The 17,833-nt window shown below is 47.3% G+C and carries 18 protein-coding genes; 16 read left to right on the forward strand and 2 right to left on the reverse strand.

Features of this window, described 5'->3' with window-relative positions; genetic code table 11:
- Positions 1-15 precede the first annotated feature (15 nt).
- From ACFO8Q_RS02210 to sigK, 3 genes are all read left to right on the forward strand, one after another.
- Positions 16-1,296 carry an MFS transporter gene (locus tag ACFO8Q_RS02210; protein ID WP_380023986.1) on the forward strand — a complete coding sequence of 427 codons (1,281 nt, stop codon included), beginning with the start codon at positions 16-18 and terminating at the stop codon, positions 1,294-1,296.
- 105 nt (positions 1,297-1,401) lie between these two features.
- Positions 1,402-1,698: a Dabb family protein gene (locus ACFO8Q_RS02215; protein WP_380023988.1), complete on the forward strand. Its 297-nt coding sequence runs from the start codon at positions 1,402-1,404 to the stop codon at positions 1,696-1,698.
- Positions 1,699-1,841: 143 nt separating this feature from the next.
- Complete coding sequence (gene sigK, locus ACFO8Q_RS02220; RefSeq protein ID WP_380023990.1) at positions 1,842-2,543, forward strand: RNA polymerase sporulation sigma factor SigK; 702 nt, start codon at positions 1,842-1,844, stop codon at positions 2,541-2,543.
- Between the two features lie 131 nt (positions 2,544-2,674).
- Here the strand turns inward: sigK and ACFO8Q_RS02225 are convergent, their stop codons facing one another.
- Complete coding sequence (locus ACFO8Q_RS02225; RefSeq protein ID WP_380024179.1) at positions 2,675-3,106, reverse strand: substrate-binding domain-containing protein; 432 nt, start codon at positions 3,104-3,106, stop codon at positions 2,675-2,677.
- A gap of 13 nt (positions 3,107-3,119) precedes the next feature.
- On the reverse strand, positions 3,120-3,278 hold the full coding sequence (locus tag ACFO8Q_RS02230) for a hypothetical protein (protein WP_380023992.1): 159 nt from the start codon (positions 3,276-3,278) through the stop codon (positions 3,120-3,122).
- Between the two features lie 167 nt (positions 3,279-3,445).
- On the opposite strand from ACFO8Q_RS02230, the gene glcT reads away from it, so the two are divergent.
- The 13 genes from glcT (at position 3,446) to ACFO8Q_RS02295 (ending at position 17,825) form a co-directional block, all read left to right on the forward strand.
- A complete protein-coding gene (glcT, locus tag ACFO8Q_RS02235) occupies positions 3,446-4,300 on the forward strand; it encodes a glucose PTS transporter transcription antiterminator GlcT (protein ID WP_380023994.1) in 855 nt (284 codons plus the stop codon).
- Positions 4,301-4,577: 277 nt separating this feature from the next.
- Positions 4,578-6,608: a glucose-specific PTS transporter subunit IIBC gene (gene ptsG, locus ACFO8Q_RS02240; protein WP_380023996.1), complete on the forward strand. Its 2,031-nt coding sequence runs from the start codon at positions 4,578-4,580 to the stop codon at positions 6,606-6,608.
- Between the two features lie 62 nt (positions 6,609-6,670).
- On the forward strand, positions 6,671-6,943 hold the full coding sequence (locus tag ACFO8Q_RS02245) for an HPr family phosphocarrier protein (RefSeq protein WP_380023998.1): 273 nt from the start codon (positions 6,671-6,673) through the stop codon (positions 6,941-6,943).
- Complete coding sequence (gene ptsP / locus ACFO8Q_RS02250; protein ID WP_380024000.1) at positions 6,936-8,693, forward strand: phosphoenolpyruvate--protein phosphotransferase; 1,758 nt, start codon at positions 6,936-6,938, stop codon at positions 8,691-8,693. Before ACFO8Q_RS02245 ends, ptsP begins: the two co-directional genes overlap by 8 nt.
- Positions 8,694-8,738: 45 nt before the next feature.
- Positions 8,739-9,602: a class II fructose-1,6-bisphosphate aldolase gene (gene fba / locus ACFO8Q_RS02255; RefSeq protein ID WP_380024002.1), complete on the forward strand. Its 864-nt coding sequence runs from the start codon at positions 8,739-8,741 to the stop codon at positions 9,600-9,602.
- Positions 9,603-9,665: 63 nt separating this feature from the next.
- The gene (locus ACFO8Q_RS02260) at positions 9,666-11,024 is read left to right on the forward strand and encodes a glucose-6-phosphate isomerase (protein ID WP_380024004.1); all 1,359 of its coding nucleotides are present in this window, start codon (positions 9,666-9,668) and stop codon (positions 11,022-11,024) included.
- Between the two features lie 199 nt (positions 11,025-11,223).
- Positions 11,224-11,952, forward strand: coding sequence for an amino acid ABC transporter ATP-binding protein (locus ACFO8Q_RS02265; RefSeq protein ID WP_380024005.1), 729 nt, complete (start codon positions 11,224-11,226; stop codon positions 11,950-11,952).
- A gap of 55 nt (positions 11,953-12,007) precedes the next feature.
- Positions 12,008-12,859, forward strand: a complete 852-nt coding sequence (locus ACFO8Q_RS02270) for a transporter substrate-binding domain-containing protein (protein WP_380024006.1) — start codon at positions 12,008-12,010, stop codon at positions 12,857-12,859.
- 80 nt (positions 12,860-12,939) lie between these two features.
- Positions 12,940-13,596: an amino acid ABC transporter permease gene (locus tag ACFO8Q_RS02275; RefSeq protein WP_380024007.1), complete on the forward strand. Its 657-nt coding sequence runs from the start codon at positions 12,940-12,942 to the stop codon at positions 13,594-13,596.
- 12 nt (positions 13,597-13,608) lie between these two features.
- The gene (locus tag ACFO8Q_RS02280; protein ID WP_380024008.1) at positions 13,609-14,259 is read left to right on the forward strand and encodes an amino acid ABC transporter permease; all 651 of its coding nucleotides are present in this window, start codon (positions 13,609-13,611) and stop codon (positions 14,257-14,259) included.
- 43 nt (positions 14,260-14,302) lie between these two features.
- Positions 14,303-15,571 carry a sensor histidine kinase gene (locus tag ACFO8Q_RS02285; protein ID WP_380024010.1) on the forward strand — a complete coding sequence of 423 codons (1,269 nt, stop codon included), beginning with the start codon at positions 14,303-14,305 and terminating at the stop codon, positions 15,569-15,571.
- Positions 15,571-16,479 carry a response regulator gene (locus ACFO8Q_RS02290; RefSeq protein WP_380024012.1) on the forward strand — a complete coding sequence of 303 codons (909 nt, stop codon included), beginning with the start codon at positions 15,571-15,573 and terminating at the stop codon, positions 16,477-16,479. The genes ACFO8Q_RS02285 and ACFO8Q_RS02290 overlap by 1 nt, the downstream gene beginning before the upstream one ends.
- Positions 16,480-16,616: 137 nt before the next feature.
- Positions 16,617-17,825: an ROK family transcriptional regulator gene (locus ACFO8Q_RS02295; protein ID WP_380024014.1), complete on the forward strand. Its 1,209-nt coding sequence runs from the start codon at positions 16,617-16,619 to the stop codon at positions 17,823-17,825.
- The last annotated feature ends 8 nt before the right edge of the window (positions 17,826-17,833 follow it).

The raw sequence follows: 17,833 nt of genomic DNA on the forward strand, positions 1-17,833 counted from the left end.
AGGAGGAGGTTTCCAATGAATGTTTACGGTTCTTCAATGAAACCAACATCGCACCGAATATACTGGATTGTAGCTGGAGTAACATTTTTAACCCTATTGGTTTCAGCTGGAGTACGGTCAACTCCGGGTGTACTGATCATTCCCCTCGAACAATCATTTGGATGGGATCGGACGGCTGTTACTTTCCCTTTAGCTATCAACCTGGCGCTGTATGGCCTGTGTGGTCCGTTTGCCGCCGCCTTTATGGAACGATATGGGATAAGACGAATTATGATTATCGCACTCTCATTGTTGGCTATTGGAACAAGCCTTTCATCTTTGATGAAGAGTGAGTGGCATATGGCGATCTTATGGGGAGTGGTGGTTGGTCTTGGCACAGGATTAACTTCCTCCGTTTTGGGAGCGGTTGTAGCCAACAAGTGGTTTAAAGAACGACGGGGCTTGATTGTTGGAATGTTTACCGCAAGCGGAGCGACGGGTCAGCTTATTTTCCTGCCTCTGTTTGCAAAAATAACGTCATCGTATAGTTGGCAAGCTGTTGTTTGGGTTACGTCCGCCGCTTCTCTGATAGTCGTTTTGCTGGTTGTATGGCTGATGCGTAACAAACCTGACGATGCAGGAGTTCTTCCATATGGGGCAGTGGAGGCTTCTGAAGTTGATGAACAGCGACAAACTAACCCATTCGTTTCTGTGGTGAATGGGCTGAGAGCAGGCATCCGGTCCAAGGATTTTTGGTTACTTGCAGGTAGTTTCTTCATATGTGGTCTTTCAACAAATGGACTTATCGGAACACATTTTATTCCCCACAGTATTGAACATGGAATTCCTGAAGTAAGAGCGTCGAGCATGTTAGCCGTTATAGGAATCTTTGATATCATGGGTACTATAGCTTCCGGATGGCTTACAGACCGTTGGGATAGTCGTTGGCTTTTATTCTGGTATTATGGACTGCGTGGGTTCTCGCTATTGCTTTTGCCTTATGCGATAGGTGAATCATCCTTCGGTCTTGTTCTTTTTATTGTCTTCTACGGATTGGATTGGGTTGCCACAGTTCCTCCTACGGTACGCTTATGTGCCGACTCATTTGGTAAGGAAAGCGGGGTTGTATTTGGTTGGATCTGGGCATCCCATCAACTTGGAGCGGCCACAGCCGCCTTTGGCGGTGGGGTGTTACATTCTTTGTTTGGCGATTACCAACTAACTTTTCTTTTAGCGGGATTGTCTTGTTTAGTTGCATCAGGATTAGTAGTGAAGATACGTAAAAATAATAAACCGGTTGTCCGGCATCTGGCTTAGGGACTCAAAGATCCACTTTGGGTCATATTGAATCTAAACAAGAAGGAATGAAACCAAACCTATCGAAAATTATATACATTTAGAAGAAGAGAGGGGATACAAGAGATGATTGAACACATCGTAATCTTAAAGTTCAGTCCTGAAACCACTACCGAACAAAAAGACCAGGTGATCCAAAAGTTAAAGGATTTAAAACAGCAAATCCCTGGAATCCTGGATCTCCAATGCAACTACAACTTTTGTCCACGAAGCCAAGGTTTCGAGATCGGGCTTACCGTTCGATTTGAATCCAAACAGGCACTGGAAGAGTACGGTCCTCATCCGAAACACCAAGAAGCTGTTTCTTATATGAGAGAAGTTGCGAAATTGTCCGATATCATTGTTGTCGATTTTGAAATTTAAAATAAGTTGGGCTGGGTTTAAATAAATTCAGCCTTCCTTTTTTGTTAAGACAGGCACAAAAGCCCGGTCTCCCACATATAGTGAAGCACAGGCGCAGTACAGACCCATTTTTGTACATACCATGTGGGAGGTGACGGACATCCATGCCTGGACTCTTGGCGACAATCGCCTGGTTGTTTCGGGAAGTTGCGTTGTTCATTTCGTATATCAAGAACAATGCTTTCCCGCAGCCGTTGTCTGAACAAGACGAAGAGAAGTATTTGAAACTGATGGCTTCGGGTGACGAGAATGCCCGCAATGTACTAATCGAACACAACCTGCGCTTAGTTGCACACATAGTAAAGAAATTCGAGAATACGGGCGAAGACAATGAAGATTTGATCTCGATTGGAACGATTGGGTTAATTAAAGCGATCGAAAGTTTTCAACCGAACAAGGGAACCAAATTGGCAACTTATGCGGCTCGTTGTATAGAAAATGAAATCCTGATGCATTTGCGGTCTCTGAAGAAGACCCGGAAAGACGTATCGCTGCATGACCCTATCGGAACTGACAAAGAAGGCAATGAAATCACATTAATCGACGTATTGGGAACGGAATCGGATGAAGTGATTGACAAGGTGCAGTTGAAATTGGAAAAAGCCAAGATCTACTCGCGTCTGACCCTATTGGACGAGCGGGAACAAGAGGTCATACGAGGCCGTTTCGGGCTGCCGGACGGGGAAGAGAAGACGCAACGGGAGATTGCGGAGGAGTTGGGAATCTCAAGATCCTATGTATCGCGGATTGAGAAGCGTGCGCTGACCAAATTGCTGCATGAGTTTCGGCCGAAGAATCGGGAGTAAATCTTCTAAAACCTCGGTCTTTCCGAGGAATTGTTGTAAAATACAAATGAATTCGAGAAAATGGAGTGCCAAACTCTTACCAGTTTGCACTCCATTTTCTTATGTCAAATTCATGACAAAACCGCATCTATTTATTTCCAATTTTCTAAGAACTCTACAAATGCCCTGATTACAGATATCTCTAGGGATTCTTTTCGAAAGATCATCCATGTTTTGCGTACTATAGGGACACCATCCTTAGATGTTATTTTATTTATAAATAAATTGTCGTTGTCATTCAATAAGATACTAGGCAAAATTGCATACCCTAATCCATTTATAACCATTTCCTTGCAAGTTTCCATTTTGTCGACTTTCATAGTAATTAAAGGGGGATGCGAATAGTTTTCTTGCCACCAATTATCAATCAGCTTTTTTAAAGAAGTATCTGTATTATAATAAATTCTCGATAAATATGGAAGTTCATTGATATCGATTTGAGTCTTTGAAACAATACAAAGAGATTCTTCCATTAATAATTTTCTCTGGGAAGGCCAGTTATAATCGCCTCGAACAATGCCGATGTGAACATTTTGTTTATATACAGACTCTTACCAAAAAAGAGGAAATACCTCCCAGCAGTTTCCCGGAAATTCCGTAGGCCTCAACAAATGTTCGATTGACTCGTATCAATAGCTCATGGTCTTGCCCCTCAGCTTTTCGGATTTGGACGATGGAAGTCGGCTGTCCCTTCATAATGCCCTCCTGCTGTACTCAAGCGATGATGCATTTTATGAGAAGATGAAGGAAATGGGCACGGATTCTATCCGCTGTGGGGAAAAATTGATTGGAACTATTGACGAACGAATACTTTTCTGATAATTTAAGCGAATCAACAGGAGTATCCGGAAGAGGTACGGGAAATGAGCAGCTTACGAGTAGTGAAAGTGCTGAACAATAACGTCATTATTGCGGCCCATCCCGACTACGGGGAAGTGGTTGTGATTGGCAAGGGAATCGGATTCAACCGGAAAGCTCAGGATCAAATTCCCCTGCAAGCCGTGGAAAAGATGTTTATTCTTAAAAACGAAAAGGAAAAAGAACAGTATACGCAGCTTGTACCGCAGGTTGACGAGAAATTGATCGAAGTGATGAACGAAGTCATTTTCTTTATTTCGCAGCATACAAAAATGTCGTTGAACGAGCATATTCACATTGCTCTTACAGATCATATCGCTTTTGCCCTCAAACGTTTCGAGCAAGGGATTACCATCCATAACCCGTTCCTTCTTGAAACCAAAGAGCTTTACCCTCATGAATATGAGCTGGCCGAGCATGTCGTCCGTACGGTCAACGAAAAGATGGGGGTCGATCTGCAGGAAGATGAGATCGGCTTTGTTGCGCTGCATATTCGCAGTGCGACGACCAATCGGCACGTCTCTGAAGTCAAGGAGCACTCCCGGCTGATTTCCGATTTGGTGGCGTTGATCGAAGATAAGCTGAATATGAAGATTCAAAGAGAAAGTCTCAATTACTCCCGCCTCATAAGTCACTTAAGGTTCGCCATTGAACGTATACAACGGGGAGAGAAGGTTGAAGAGGCCCATAAGCTCGACGAACTGCTGAAACGGGAATATCCGGAAATGTATTCGCTTGCATGGATGCTTGTGAAGGTGATGCAGCAGCGTCTTCGCAAACCCGTCTATGACGCGGAGACTTCCTATTTGACATTGCACCTGCAGCGACTGGCGCAAAAAAACGAAGACATGGGACCGTAACAGCCTGTGGTGATATTTTGTATTTATGAAAAGGGTTGCAGAAGGGCAAGGGCCATGCTATAATCGGCATTGTTAAAATTTTGTTAAACAACAAACAAATATAAACAGTCAACAACGTGTTACTGATTCGATCAGGCATGAGTAAACAAAGCATCTGTTGTATGACCGGTATAGGGTTATATTGTGTTCCTATACTAATACGGCAGACTCTTTGGTAACTCATGCCTTTTTTGTTTGTTGTTGTCGATAAACATTAGAGTAAAGGGAAGTGGCCTCTATGTTGAAAAATCTGTTTGGTGTCCTGCAAAAAGTGGGCAAGGCGGTAATGCTGCCCGTAGCCATTCTTCCGGCGGCGGGAATATTACTTGCTTTTGGAAATTTATTGCATAACCCGTCGCTTCTCGCTTCAGTCCCTGCTTTGAATGCTGACTGGGTTCAACTGATTGCCAATGTGATGGAACAGGCCGGAGGAATCGTCTTTGCCAACCTGTCACTGTTGTTCGCAGTCGGGGTGGCCGTCGGCTTGGCAGGTGGGGAAGGCGTTGCCGGGCTCGCAGCCATCATTGGTTACCTGATCATGAACGTGACAATGGGTGTAATCAAAAACGTCACGCCGGAACTGGTAAAAACAGACTTGTCATATGCCAACGTTCTGGGCATCAACACGCTGCAGACCGGGGTATTTGGCGGTATTATCATCGGGATTTTGGCAGCGTATTTGTACAAAAGATTCTACGCGATAGAGCTGCCTCCTTACCTGGGCTTTTTCGCCGGTAAACGTTTCGTTCCAATCATTACAGCCGTTTCTTCTCTGGCTCTCGGGATTCTCATGGTCTTCATCTGGCCACCAGTGCAAGGTGCTCTTAATGCGTTTTCACACATCATGATCGATACCAACAAGCCGCTCGCCGCTTTCATTTTCGGCCTTATAGAACGATCTCTCATACCGTTTGGATTGCATCATATTTTCTACTCGCCGTTCTGGTATGAGTTTGGGCAATATATCGATAAAGCCGGGAACCTGGTTCGCGGCGATCAGAAAATCTTTTTCGCCCAGCTCAAGGACGGAGTCCAACTCACCGCCGGCACGTTTATGACCGGGAAATTCCCGTTCATGATGTTCGGACTGCCGGCAGCAGCTCTTGCGATTTACCACGAAGCACGACCGGAGAACAAAAAGCTGGTAGCCGGCATTATGGGGTCCGCCGCTCTGACCTCTTTCCTGACAGGAATTACCGAGCCGATCGAGTTTGCGTTCCTGTTTGTTGCACCGGTACTGTTCGCCATTCACGCGGTTTTTGCTGGATTGTCCTTTATGACCATGCACCTTCTGAATGTGAAAATCGGCATGACATTCTCCGGAGGGATTATCGATTTCATTTTGTTCGGTGTCATTCCGAATCGTACGGCCTGGTGGCTTGTAATTCCAGTAGGCCTTGTCTTCGCCGTTGTTTATTACTTCGGCTTCCGCTTTGCGATTCGCAAATTCAATCTGAGAACTCCGGGTCGCGAAGTCGTTGAAGAGATCGAAGCGCAGGAAGGTGAAGCGGCGGAACTGCCGCAAAACATTCTTGCTGCTCTTGGGGGCAAAGAGAATATTGAGAACCTGGATGCATGCATTACGCGTCTGCGCGTACAGGTGAAAAATGCGGAAAACGTGGACAAGGATCGCTTGCAAAAGCTCGGTGCATCCGGTGTGCTTGAAGTGGGAAATAATATCCAAGCAATATTTGGCACCAAATCCGACATTCTCAGAACGCAAATTCATGACATCATGGTCGGTGCAAAACCAAGCGCGGCTCCGGCTGCTGCTGTTTCCCAACCAAGTTCGGAAAAAGGGGTTGATAATGTGAAAGAAGAGTTGATCGTATCTCCGGCAAACGGCGAACTAATGGACATTTCGAACGTTCCGGACCCAGTGTTCTCGCAAAGGATGACAGGAGACGGATTCGCCATACTGCCGAAAGACGGTACAATCGCTTCACCCGTCAACGGAAAAGTATTTAACGTGTTCCCGAGCAAACATGCGATCGGGATTCAATCAGAAGGAGGCAAAGAGCTGCTCGTTCATTTTGGGGTGAATACCGTGAAGCTGAAAGGACAAGGTTTTAAAGTGCTTGTCTCAGAAGGCGACGAAGTCAAAGCCGGCCAACCGATCATGGAAGTCGATCTTGAATACGTGAAAGAGCATGCTCCGTCGATTATGACACCGGTGATCTTTTCCAATCTCCCGGATGGTGCTTCTGTGAAACTGAATAAAACCGGCGAGGTTTCCATCGGCGATCGCGAAATCATTACGATCAAGTGATTGTTTTCTGAAAATGTGGGGGAATAAATACCAATATATTCAAGCGAATGGAGATGGGATTTATGGAAAAAACATTCAAAATCACTAACGAAGATGGTATTCATGCACGTCCGGCGACTGCTCTTGTCAATACGGCAAACAAATTCAAATCAGAAGTATTTGCGGAATCCAAAGGCAAAAAAGTGACGGTTAAGTCGATTCTTAGCGTGTTGTCTCTCGGTGTAGAAAGCGGTGATATCATTACGTTCTCCGCGAACGGGGAAGATGAGGCGGAAGCAATCGCGGCTATTCAAGAAATCATCCTTAACGAAGGGCTGGGGGAGCTGAATGGCTAACATTCGTGGTATAGCTGCTTCTCCGGGAATTGCCATCGCCCGGGCTTTCATTTTGGAGCATCCTGACTTGTCCGTGGAAATGCGCGTGGTCGAGGACCCGGCTGCTGAAGTCGACAAATTCAACTCGGCTTTGGAGAAATCCAAAGCCGATCTCAGAGCGATCAAACAACGGACTCTTGTGGAGTTGGGCGAGGAAAAAGCTGAAATATTTGAGTCCCACCTCCTTGTGCTGCATGACCCCGAACTGATCGATCCGGTAAAGGAGAAAATTCGGAACGATCGGGTCAACGCCGAGTACGCCTTGAATGAAGTGGCCTCAATGTTCATCGAGATGTTCGAGAACATGAACAGCAGCTACTTGAAAGAGCGTGCGGCGGATATGCGCGATGTAACGAAGCGGCTGCTTGCGCATATGCTTTGTGTGAAGTTCATGAGCCCTTCGGCGATCGCCGAAGATGTTGTTGTCATCGCCGACGATTTGACCCCGTCCGATACAGCTCAGCTAAATCGCAAATACGTAAAGGGTTTCACGACAAATATCGGTGGCCGCACTTCGCATTCCGCGATTATGGCCCGTTCTCTCGAAATTCCTGCGGTTGTGGGGACGAAAGTCGTTCTTGAACAAGTGAAAGACGGTGACCTGGTAATTGTCGACGGTCTGGACGGTGAAGTCATTATCAATCCGGCCCCAGACATTGTCGAGCTGTACCACACGAAGCGGAAACGCTACAAAGAGCAGCGTGCCGAATGGGCGAAGCTGCGGAATGAACCGACAGTGACCTGCGATGGCCATCATGTCGAGCTCGCTGCGAACATTGGCACGCCTGCGGACGTAACGGGGGTTATCGACAACGGCGGCGAAGCCGTCGGTCTGTACCGGACGGAGTTCCTGTATATGGGCCGTGATCAGCTGCCCACTGAGGAGGAGCAATACAACGCGTATAAGGCTGTATTGAAAAAAATGGACGGGAAGCCTGTGGTTGTGCGCACGCTCGATATCGGCGGCGACAAGGAACTGCCGTATTTGGGGCTGCCCGGGGAGTTGAATCCGTTTCTTGGCTTCCGTGCCGTTCGACTCTGCTTGGAACGCCAGGATATTTTCCGCATTCAACTGCGGGCTCTGCTCCGGGCAAGCGTGCACGGCAACCTGCGTCTCATGTTTCCGATGATCGCGACGTTGGAGGAATTCCGCCAGGCAAAAGCGATTCTCCTCGAAGAAAAGGAGAAGCTGGTGGTCGAAGGCATTCAGGTAGCGGACGACATTCAGGTCGGCATCATGGTCGAGATTCCGTCAACCGCCGTAATGGCCGATCAATTCGCGAAGGAAGTCGATTTCTTCAGCATCGGCACGAATGATCTGATTCAATACACGATGGCAGCAGACCGGATGAACGAACGTGTATCGTACCTTTACCAGCCGTACAACCCGGCGATCCTGCGGCTCGTGAAAATGGTCATCGACGCCGCCCATCGGGAAGGCCGCTGGGTAGGTATGTGTGGCGAGATGGCGGGAGATCCTACTGCGATTCCTCTTCTGCTCGGGCTTGGCCTCGATGAGTTCAGTATGAGTGCCACGTCAATCCTTCCGGCCCGGAGTCAAATCAGCAAGCTTTCCCTTGCGGACATGCAGCAGCTTGCGGCGAAAGCGTTGGAGATGCACACGGCGGAAGAAGTGGTCGAACTGGTTAAAGATTTTACAGAAGATTCTCGTGCTTCTGAAATGGAAGCGGCGTCTACGGTTGCGCAGTAATTTCCCGTGTTCCAATAAAACTTCAATTTTTCGGAGGGTATAAGAATGCCTTTAGTTTCCATGACTGAGATGTTAAATAAAGCGGTTGAGGGTAAGTATGCGGTTGGCCAGTTTAATTTAAACAATTTGGAGTTTACACAGGCGATTTTGCAGGCTGCACAGGAAGAGAATTCTCCGGTCATTTTGGGCGTCAGTGAAGGGGCTGCCCGGTATATGGGCGGTTTCAAGTTTGTTGTCGCGATGGTAAAAGCACTGATGGAGGAATATCGCATTACGGTGCCTGTTGCGATCCATCTTGACCACGGCTCAACCTTCGAAAAGTGCGTGGAAGCCATGTATGCCGGGTTTACCTCTGTCATGATTGACGGTTCTCATCACCGGCTTGCTGAAAATATTGCGTTAACAAAAAAAGTGGTGGATGTGGCTCATGCTCTGGGAGTATCCGTTGAAGCCGAATTGGGTCGTATTGGCGGACAGGAGGACGATCTGATTGTGGAGGATGCGGACGCAATGTATGCCATTCCGTCAGAATGTGAACAATTGGTACGGGAAACAGGCGTCGATTGTTTCGCCCCGGCTCTCGGCTCCGTTCATGGGCCTTATAAAGGGAAACCGAATTTAGGCTTTGAACGGATGGAGGAGATCATGAAACTTACGGGTGTTCCCCTGGTCTTGCATGGCGGAACCGGCATTCCTACAGAAGATATTCAGAAAGCAATCTCTTTAGGCACTGCTAAAATCAACGTGAATACTGAAAATCAAATGGCTTCAGCAGCGGCGGTTCGCAAAATATTGGCCGAAAAACCGGATCTGTATGACCCGAGAAAATATTTAGGGCCTGCACGTGATGCAATTAAGGAAACGGTTAAAGCAAAAATGCGTGAATTTGGCAGCAGTAACCGGGCTTAACACTGATTTGTACCAGTAGTCCTCTGAGGCTAACTCATATGACGGACACCAGGAGGGGAAACCATGACAAAAAGACTGATTCAATTCGATTATACAAAAGCATTGCCATTTGTCGGTGAACACGAAGTCGCGTATCTGGAACCGGCGGTTCAATCGGCGCATAGCATGCTCCACGAGAAAAATGGGCCCGGCAATGATTACGTCGGTTGGCTCGACCTGCCTGTCAACTACGACAAAGCTGAATTTACCAGAATCAGGCAAGCGGCGGAGAGAATTCAAGAAAATTCGGAAGCACTGGTAGTGATCGGGATCGGCGGATCTTATTTGGGTGCCCGAGCCGCCATCGAAATGTTGGCCCATTCGTTTTACAACCTGCTCCCGAAAGGCAAACGCCAAACCCCCGAGATCCATTTTGCAGGACAGAATATCAGTCCAACTTACATCAAGCATCTGTTGGAATTGTTGGAAGGAAAAGATATTTCCCTAAACGTGATTTCGAAGTCGGGAACCACGACGGAGCCGGCCATCGCGTTTCGGATTTTCCGTGATTATATGGAGAAGAAATACGGCAAAGAGGAAGCACGCAAACGAATCTTCGCAACGACCGATAAAACCAAAGGTGCTTTGCGCCAACTGGCAGCAGAAGAAGGATACGAAACGTTTGTGATTCCCGATGATGTCGGCGGACGTTATTCGGTGCTCACGGCTGTAGGGCTGCTCCCGATTGCGGTTGCAGGAATTGACATTGAAGCGATGATGGCGGGTGCCGTCGATGCGCTCGAAGCCTATTCGATACCAAATCTCAAAGACAATCCTTGCTACCAGTACTCAGCGGTTCGTAGCGCCCTGTACAACAAGGGAAAAACCATCGAGCTTCTGGTCAATTATGAACCCTCCTTACACTACGTTTCCGAGTGGTGGAAGCAGCTGTATGGAGAGAGTGAAGGCAAGGATCACAAAGGCATTTTCCCAGCAGCGGTGGATTTTTCGACTGACCTTCATTCAATGGGTCAATACATCCAGGAAGGCAGAAGAGATTTGTTTGAAACGGTGCTGCAGGTGGAAAAGCCGGTTGCAGATCTCATGATCGAAGAAGATCCGGGAAATGCGGACGGTCTTAACTTCATTGCCGGCAAAACGATGGACTTTGTTAATAAGAAAGCATTCGAGGGTACATTGCTTGCCCATACAGACGGCGGGGTGCCAAACCTGATCGTTCGTCTTCCGGAAATCTCCCCGTATTCATTCGGAAATCTTGTTTATTTCTTTGAAAAGGCCTGTGGAGTCAGCGGGTATTTACTCGGAGTCAATCCGTTTGACCAGCCCGGTGTGGAAGCCTATAAAAAGAATATGTTTGCCTTATTGGGCAAGCCAGGATTTGAAAAAGAGAAAGCGGCGCTAGAGGACCGTTTGCGCGGTTAACTCACAGTATATCAGACAGACCCCCACTGCAAATGTGGGGGTTTTACTATTCTCTATTATTCGCAAAGTAACTTCTTTAAAAAAATTTTGTCGATGGAAATTCGATCCTGTAGTTTTTTGTAGATTCCTGTAGATTGACCTTTACAATCTTTTTAAGAAATATTCATATTTTTAACAGATGGTTTTAAGGGGGGATAATGTGATCCATTTTCATCAGGTAAATAAGCATTATGGGAACTTCCACGTCCTAAAGGACATCAACCTTCATATTAAACAAGGAGAAGTGGTGGTAGTCATCGGACCATCGGGATCGGGTAAAAGTACCTTGGTCCGCTGCATCAATCGATTAGAAACGATTACCGACGGAGAACTCATTGTAAATCACGTGAAAGTGAATGACAAGAGCACGGACATCAATGCACTTCGCCGTGATATTGGGATGGTATTTCAACACTTTAACCTGTACCCGCACAAAACGGTCCTGCAAAATATCACCCTTGCCCCCATCAAGGTCATGGGTGTTTCCGAAAAAGAGGCCGAGGAAACCGCCAGGTACTATCTTGAAAAAGTCGGGATTCCGGATAAAGCGAACGCCTACCCTGCCCAATTATCGGGTGGTCAGCAACAGCGGGTCGCAATTGCACGCGGGCTGGCCATGAAACCCAAGATCATGCTGTTCGATGAACCCACATCGGCACTTGACCCTGAGACAATCGGAGAGGTGCTCGATGTAATGAAAAAGTTGGCCCGTGAAGGCATGACTATGGTAGTGGTGACCCACGAAATGGGATTTGCGCGCGAAGTGGCGGATCGTGTGGTGTTCATGGATCAAGGCCAAATCGTGGAAGAGGCAGCACCGGCTGAATTTTTTGCGAATCCGCGTGAAGAGCGGGCTCGACTCTTCCTCAGCCGTATTTTGAATCATTAAAAAAGAGAGAGAAAACTAAAAACAGAAACAGGAATTTCGAAAGGGGATTGTCATAATGAACGGATGGAAGAAGGTAATGGGATTTGGTCTTGCTGCAGCACTTACTGCAACAGCTCTCGTTGGTTGCGGCGGCGGGACAAAACCGGCAGCGGAAGGTAATAAATCCGCGGGAGAAGCGCCAAAAGCTGAGGCGAAAACGCTTGACCAAATCAAACAGCGCGGCAAACTGGTTGTTGGAGTTAAATATGACACCAACCTGTTCGGCTTGAAAGATCCTGCCAGCGGCAAAGTCGAGGGTCTCGACATTGACATTGCAAAGGCCCTTGCGAAGAAAGTCCTCGGTGATGAAAACAAGATCGAGTTGAAGGAAGTTACCTCCAAGACCCGTATCCCAATGCTCAAAAACGGGGAAATCGATGCGATCATCGCAACCATGACCATCACGGAAGAACGGAAGAAGGAAGTTGATTTCTCAGACGTATACTTCAAAGCGGGACAATCTCTGCTGGTCAAGAAAGACAGTAAGATTAACGGCATTCAGGACGTTACAAAAGGTGTGAAAGTACTCGCGGTGAAGGGATCCACCTCCGCAAAGAACATTCGTGAAAAAGCACCGGAAGCAACCGTTCTCGAATTTGAAAACTATGCGGAAGCATTTACTGCCCTCAAATCCGGCAAAGGCGATGCCCTTACGACGGACAATTCCATCCTGTTTGGCATGGTAAAACAGGATAACAACTATAAAGTGGTAGGCGGCACCTTCACGGACGAGCCTTACGGGATCGCAGTGAGGAAGGGCGATGCTGAATTCCTCAAAGTGGTGAACGATCTCCTGAAAGAACTTAAGGACAAAGGCGAGTATGACAAGATCTATGAAAAATGGATCGGGGAAAAACCGAGCAAATAGACTGCATGACACAGAGATGAGCGGCCTTTACCGCTCATCTCACTTGCTTCAAGTGTCTGAAAAGGGGGACAAAAGACAGGATGCTAAATTTTTCAATTCTTATCGAGCATTGGGATCAATACCTCGAAGGATTCGGAAATACCGTTCAGGTCAGCCTGCTTGCTCTTGTCGGCAGCTTTGTTCTGGGAACTCTGCTCGCGGTATTTCGGATTGCTCCAATTCGTCCTTTAAATTGGGCAGGAACCGGCTATGTCGAATTTATTCGTAACATTCCATTGGTTCTGGTGGTTTTTATTTTTTATTTCGGGTTCCCTGCTATTGGAATCCAACTGGAAGGATTTGCTGCGGGTACTTTGGGGCTTACCGTGTATACTGCGGCATTTATTGCGGAGGCAGTTCGTGCAGGAATCCTGTCAGTCCCGAAAGGACAGATGGAAGCAGCCAGGTCATCTGGATTGACGTATACACAGACAATGCGCTATATTATTTTGCCGCAAGCCATCAAGATCGTAATCCCGCCGCTTGGAAATCAGTTTATCAATTTGGTGAAAAACTCGTCGGTGCTGGGCGTGATTGCGGGGCTTGACCTGATGTACCACGGCGACTTGATCTCTTCCGCCACAGCGGTCGTCTTTGACGTATATATTTTTGTGGCCATGTTCTATCTGATTCTGACTGTACCGCTTAGTCTCGGCGTTGGATATCTGGAACGCCGGTTGGCCGCAAACCATAGATAGGAGGGGGAATAAATGGACTTTATTGGCGCTTACTCTGCTGACCATTTCAAATTCCTGCTGAAAGGTTTTCTTGTTACGCTCGAGGTGGCATTTATCTCGATTGTTCTCAGCTTTCTGATTGGGATTGTCATCGGTATTCTTCGGTATGCGAAGGTTCCCGTGTTTTCCAAGGTGCTGGCGGTGATTGTGGAGACGATTCGAAATCTTCCGCTTCTGCTCATTATCTTTTTTACCTATTTCGCCCTGCCTGAGATTGGAATCAAGCTGGACAAGTTTATCGCGGCGGTTCTAGCACTTGTAATCTTTGAAGCGGCCATGATTTCGGAAATCGTACGCAGCGGATTAAATTCCATTGAAAAAGGACAAATTGAAGCGGCAAGATCCTCCGGTCTCAATTATGTTCAAACGATGCGGCATATTATTTTGCCCCAGGCGCTTCGCCGGATGGTGCCTCCAATGGTCAGCCAGTTTATTTCCCTGCTAAAAGACACATCCTTAGCAATAGTAATCGCGTTGCCGGAATTGATGAACCATGCCCAGATCATTAACGGACATAACGTGAACTTTGTCATTCCGATCTTTTTGCTCGTTGCGGTTATGTACTTTGTCGTGAACTATGCGTTGTCAATCGTTGCGAGACGTTTGGAAAACAAAATCGCATAACGGGGTTTAGGTATTCCATAGTCCAAATGGAGATGAAAGTACGATGAGGGAACGTATGCTGCGCCTGGCTGGCATTATGCTGGCGACCGCTTTTTTGGGTGAGATGAAGATGAACCCGTTCGGGGAGACATTCCGTTTCTCACTTGGCATTGCCGCCTTCTTCTTTGGCATGCTCTGGTTTCGCTCTGTTCCTGTGCTGGTAACCGGTGTGCTCGCAGGTTCCACGATTTTGTGGTTTCGTGTCGGCATGGATGTTTTTATGGATCACGCATTCTTCTATGAAAGCTTAAGCAAGCATTTGCCATCGGCCTTTTATTACTTTAGTTTTGCCTTGATCATTCATCTCACCAGACTTCGGGATTTTTTTGAAAATCCGCTTCGAGTAGGAGTCGTAGGGGCTCTTGCGGATCTTACTTCGAACTATGTGGAATTATTGATTCGTCACATTATCGGGGAATCCTATCCGATCACTTGGCAGTCTTTTTTAATTATGCTTCTGTTTGGCGCGCTTCGCAGTTTCTTTGTGGTCGGCTTATACAATATGTTATCGATTCGGCAGGTGCGAGCCTTGGGTGAAGCTCGCCAAAAAGAGTTGGACCGGCTTTTGATGATCAATTCCAATCTTTATGAAGAGACCCTCTACCTGCGGAAATCCATGAGCCACCTGGAGGAGATTACTCGCAAAAGTTATCAGTTATATAAGCGACTGATGGAATCCGATAAATCGCAAGCGAACCTGGCCCTGCACATTGCAGAACATGTCCATGAAGTTAAGAAAGATTCGCAGCGGATTTTGGCGGGGTTATCCAAAATCATCAATCAAGAAGAACTGGCGCCTCGTCTCAGTATTTCGGATTTGTGCGGATTGGTGGTCCGTGCAAATGAGAAATACGCTGAACTCCTGGGAAAACACATTGAATTTGAATATCAGTGTGATACCCATCTGTCAACGAATCAGGTCTATGCCCTTCTCTCGGTATTAAACAATCTGGTTGCCAATGCGGTCGAAGCGATACCGTCATCAGGCCGGATTCAGATCCGGGTAGAGCTTGACCAAGGAGAAATGATTTTTCACGTGACAGATAGCGGCCCCGGAGTCTCCCCGGAAGATCGGGATTGGGTGTTTGAGCCTGGGTATACAACCAAATATGATTTGGAAGGGAATCCGTCGACAGGAATTGGATTGACTCATGCACAGGATATCATTCAAAATTTAAACGGGACCTTGACAATTCGTGACGATCAACCCGATATGACCCATTTTGAAATACGCATACCGATTCACCAACTCCATCGAAGGGAGGGTGTTTGATGTCACTTCGTTTCTTCCTGATTGAAGATGATGCCGCAATTCGCAAGATGCTTGAGCGTATTATTTCGGACAGCGGACTGGGGGAAGTAGCAGGACAGGCAGATGATGGGCTCCACGTTTCGGTGGACCAGCTCCACGATGTGGATGTCGTTCTCATTGATCTCTTAATGCCGGGACAGGATGGAATCGAGACGATGAAGAAACTCCAAGCGGAAGGGTTCACGGGGCGATTTATCATGATTTCGCAAGTCGAGAATAAAGAAATGATCGGTGAGGCTTATCTGCACGGTGTGGATACGTTCATCCAAAAACCGGTGAACCGTTTCGAAGTTCTATCCGTCTTAAAAAGGGTGGCCGATCATCTTTCACTCGCGGCTTCACTTAAATCGATTCGAAAATCACTTCAAATCCTGGACGAAAAGGAGGCAGACCCTTTCCGGAATGATTCCGCTTCCGCCCTTGAAAAAAAAGTGCGCCATCTGCTGCTGCAGTTGGGAATTGCCGGTGAAGCCGGTGCCCCTGACTTGCTGCTGATCATGCGTTGGCTGATGCAAGAAGAGCAGAAAGGGAGAGCGTTACCCGAGCTTCCGCAGTTAAAAGAATTGTATTTACAAGTCCTCCGGAAGTTTCAGGACATCCAGGATGAGAATGAATTGCAAAAAGAAGTCCGTGCAATGGAGCAGCGTATTCGCCGTATGGTCCTTCAGGCGTTTACCAATCTGGCTTCTCTTGGTTTAACCGATTATGCCAATCCTACATTCGAACATTTTGCCCCCCGGCTGTTTGACTTCCAGGATATCCGGATGCGGATGCAGGAGCTTGAGAATGATGAGAAAACGACCAAGTCGAGGATCAATGTTCGCAAGTTTTTGTCTGCTTTTTACATGGAAGTGAAGCAGTTTGGTTGAAACCCGGACGATAATAAAACTGCCGCGGAATTTTCCGGGGCAGTTTTTTATTGAAAATTTTTTCTGCCGATCAGAAGGTATATGCAAATTTATGCAGAATATCTTAGTTAGTAAAGTTTACTAAGTGAGGGATCTGTGTGCACGATAGACGTCCGCCGGGAAATGTGCAGTTGATGAAACAAATGAATCGAGCGGCAATTCTGCAGCTTCTGCGCGATCAAGGTCAATTGTCTCGAGCCGCATTGGCGGAGTTGACTGCGTTAAGCAAACCCAGCATTTCCGCCTTGGTGGATGAGTTGATCCAAGAGGGGTGGATTCGCGAAGTTGGAATCGGAGAATCAAGCGGCGGCAGGAGGCCCATCCTGCTCGAGATTAACGCAGAAGGATTTGCCATTGTCGGAGCGGTTTTTGAAGGAACCGGTTTGGAACTTGCGGTTTCCGATCTGAACGGTGAACTTCTTGCGGAAAAGCATGTGGTGATCAAAGGCGATGCAACCGGCGGGCAAATTCTCGATGAATTTGAGGGGAAAATTCGGTCCTTCCTGCACGAGGCCAGGGTGAATTATGACCGGGTACTGGGGATTGGTGTCGGACTTCCGGGTGTGACTCGCCGGGGAAGCGGGATCATTAGTTTCTCCCCGAGTACGGGTTGGAATGATTGGCCCGTTCTGGATGAATTGGAAAAACGATTTTCCTTGCCGGTTTTCCTTGATAATGATGTGAACCTTATGGCGTTGGGCGAGTTTTATAAAGGGGCAGGCTACGGGGTTCAAAATCTTGTTTATATGCATGTCGGGACAGGGATCGGCGCGGGAATCATTCTGAACGGTCAATTGTTCCGCGGATTCTCGGAAGCGGCCGGAGAGATCGGGTACATGGTCGTTGGCAACCCCGATAAGCGCAACCATAGGGAATATGGAGTGTTTGAAGGGAATTACTCGGCATTGGCCCTGTTGGAACGAGCAGCATCCGATCCGAATTTGAAGCTATTACTGGATGAGAATTCCACAAGTGCAGGGGTCATTAAAAAATTGACTGAACTGTCCGATGTTTCACCCGAGGCGAACGGTCTTTTACAGGAAGTCTGCTTGCATTGGTCTTACGGTATTGCAAATATCGTATGCGTTCTGAATCCCGAATTGGTCATCTTGGGAGGTGATATGGTTCACATCGGAGACTGTGGATTGAAACTGATCCAAGACTCTCTCTCCCGCCTTGTTCCAATTGTTCCGGAGTTAAAATTTGCTGAGCTCGGGGACCGTGGCGGTGTAGTAGGGGCTGTATTCCATGTGTTGGAAGCGGATCGGTCTTTGTCCGGAAAACTTGGGGGCACTACTGTGAGCTAAAAGAAAGG

Source organism: Effusibacillus consociatus (assembly GCF_042652925.1).
Taxonomy (GTDB): Bacteria; Bacillota; Bacilli; order Tumebacillales; family Effusibacillaceae; genus Effusibacillus; species Effusibacillus consociatus.

What these genes read in the sequence shown, in the direction of transcription:
- ACFO8Q_RS02210 (WP_380023986.1), top strand. Translation starts at nt 16, where the DNA reads ATGAATGTTTACGGTTCTTCAATGAAACCAACATCGCACCGAATATAC.
- ACFO8Q_RS02215 (WP_380023988.1), top strand. Translation starts at nt 1,402, where the DNA reads ATGATTGAACACATCGTAATCTTAAAGTTCAGTCCTGAAACCACTACC.
- sigK (WP_380023990.1), top strand. Translation starts at nt 1,842, where the DNA reads ATGCCTGGACTCTTGGCGACAATCGCCTGGTTGTTTCGGGAAGTTGCG.
- ACFO8Q_RS02230 (WP_380023992.1), bottom strand. Translation starts at nt 3,278, where the DNA reads ATGAAGGGACAGCCGACTTCCATCGTCCAAATCCGAAAAGCTGAGGGG.
- glcT (WP_380023994.1), top strand. Translation starts at nt 3,446, where the DNA reads ATGAGCAGCTTACGAGTAGTGAAAGTGCTGAACAATAACGTCATTATT.
- ptsG (WP_380023996.1), top strand. Translation starts at nt 4,578, where the DNA reads ATGTTGAAAAATCTGTTTGGTGTCCTGCAAAAAGTGGGCAAGGCGGTA.
- ACFO8Q_RS02245 (WP_380023998.1), top strand. Translation starts at nt 6,671, where the DNA reads ATGGAAAAAACATTCAAAATCACTAACGAAGATGGTATTCATGCACGT.
- ptsP (WP_380024000.1), top strand. Translation starts at nt 6,936, where the DNA reads ATGGCTAACATTCGTGGTATAGCTGCTTCTCCGGGAATTGCCATCGCC.
- fba (WP_380024002.1), top strand. Translation starts at nt 8,739, where the DNA reads ATGCCTTTAGTTTCCATGACTGAGATGTTAAATAAAGCGGTTGAGGGT.
- ACFO8Q_RS02260 (WP_380024004.1), top strand. Translation starts at nt 9,666, where the DNA reads ATGACAAAAAGACTGATTCAATTCGATTATACAAAAGCATTGCCATTT.
- ACFO8Q_RS02270 (WP_380024006.1), top strand. Translation starts at nt 12,008, where the DNA reads ATGAACGGATGGAAGAAGGTAATGGGATTTGGTCTTGCTGCAGCACTT.
- ACFO8Q_RS02275 (WP_380024007.1), top strand. Translation starts at nt 12,940, where the DNA reads ATGCTAAATTTTTCAATTCTTATCGAGCATTGGGATCAATACCTCGAA.
- ACFO8Q_RS02280 (WP_380024008.1), top strand. Translation starts at nt 13,609, where the DNA reads ATGGACTTTATTGGCGCTTACTCTGCTGACCATTTCAAATTCCTGCTG.
- ACFO8Q_RS02285 (WP_380024010.1), top strand. Translation starts at nt 14,303, where the DNA reads ATGAGGGAACGTATGCTGCGCCTGGCTGGCATTATGCTGGCGACCGCT.
- ACFO8Q_RS02290 (WP_380024012.1), top strand. Translation starts at nt 15,571, where the DNA reads ATGTCACTTCGTTTCTTCCTGATTGAAGATGATGCCGCAATTCGCAAG.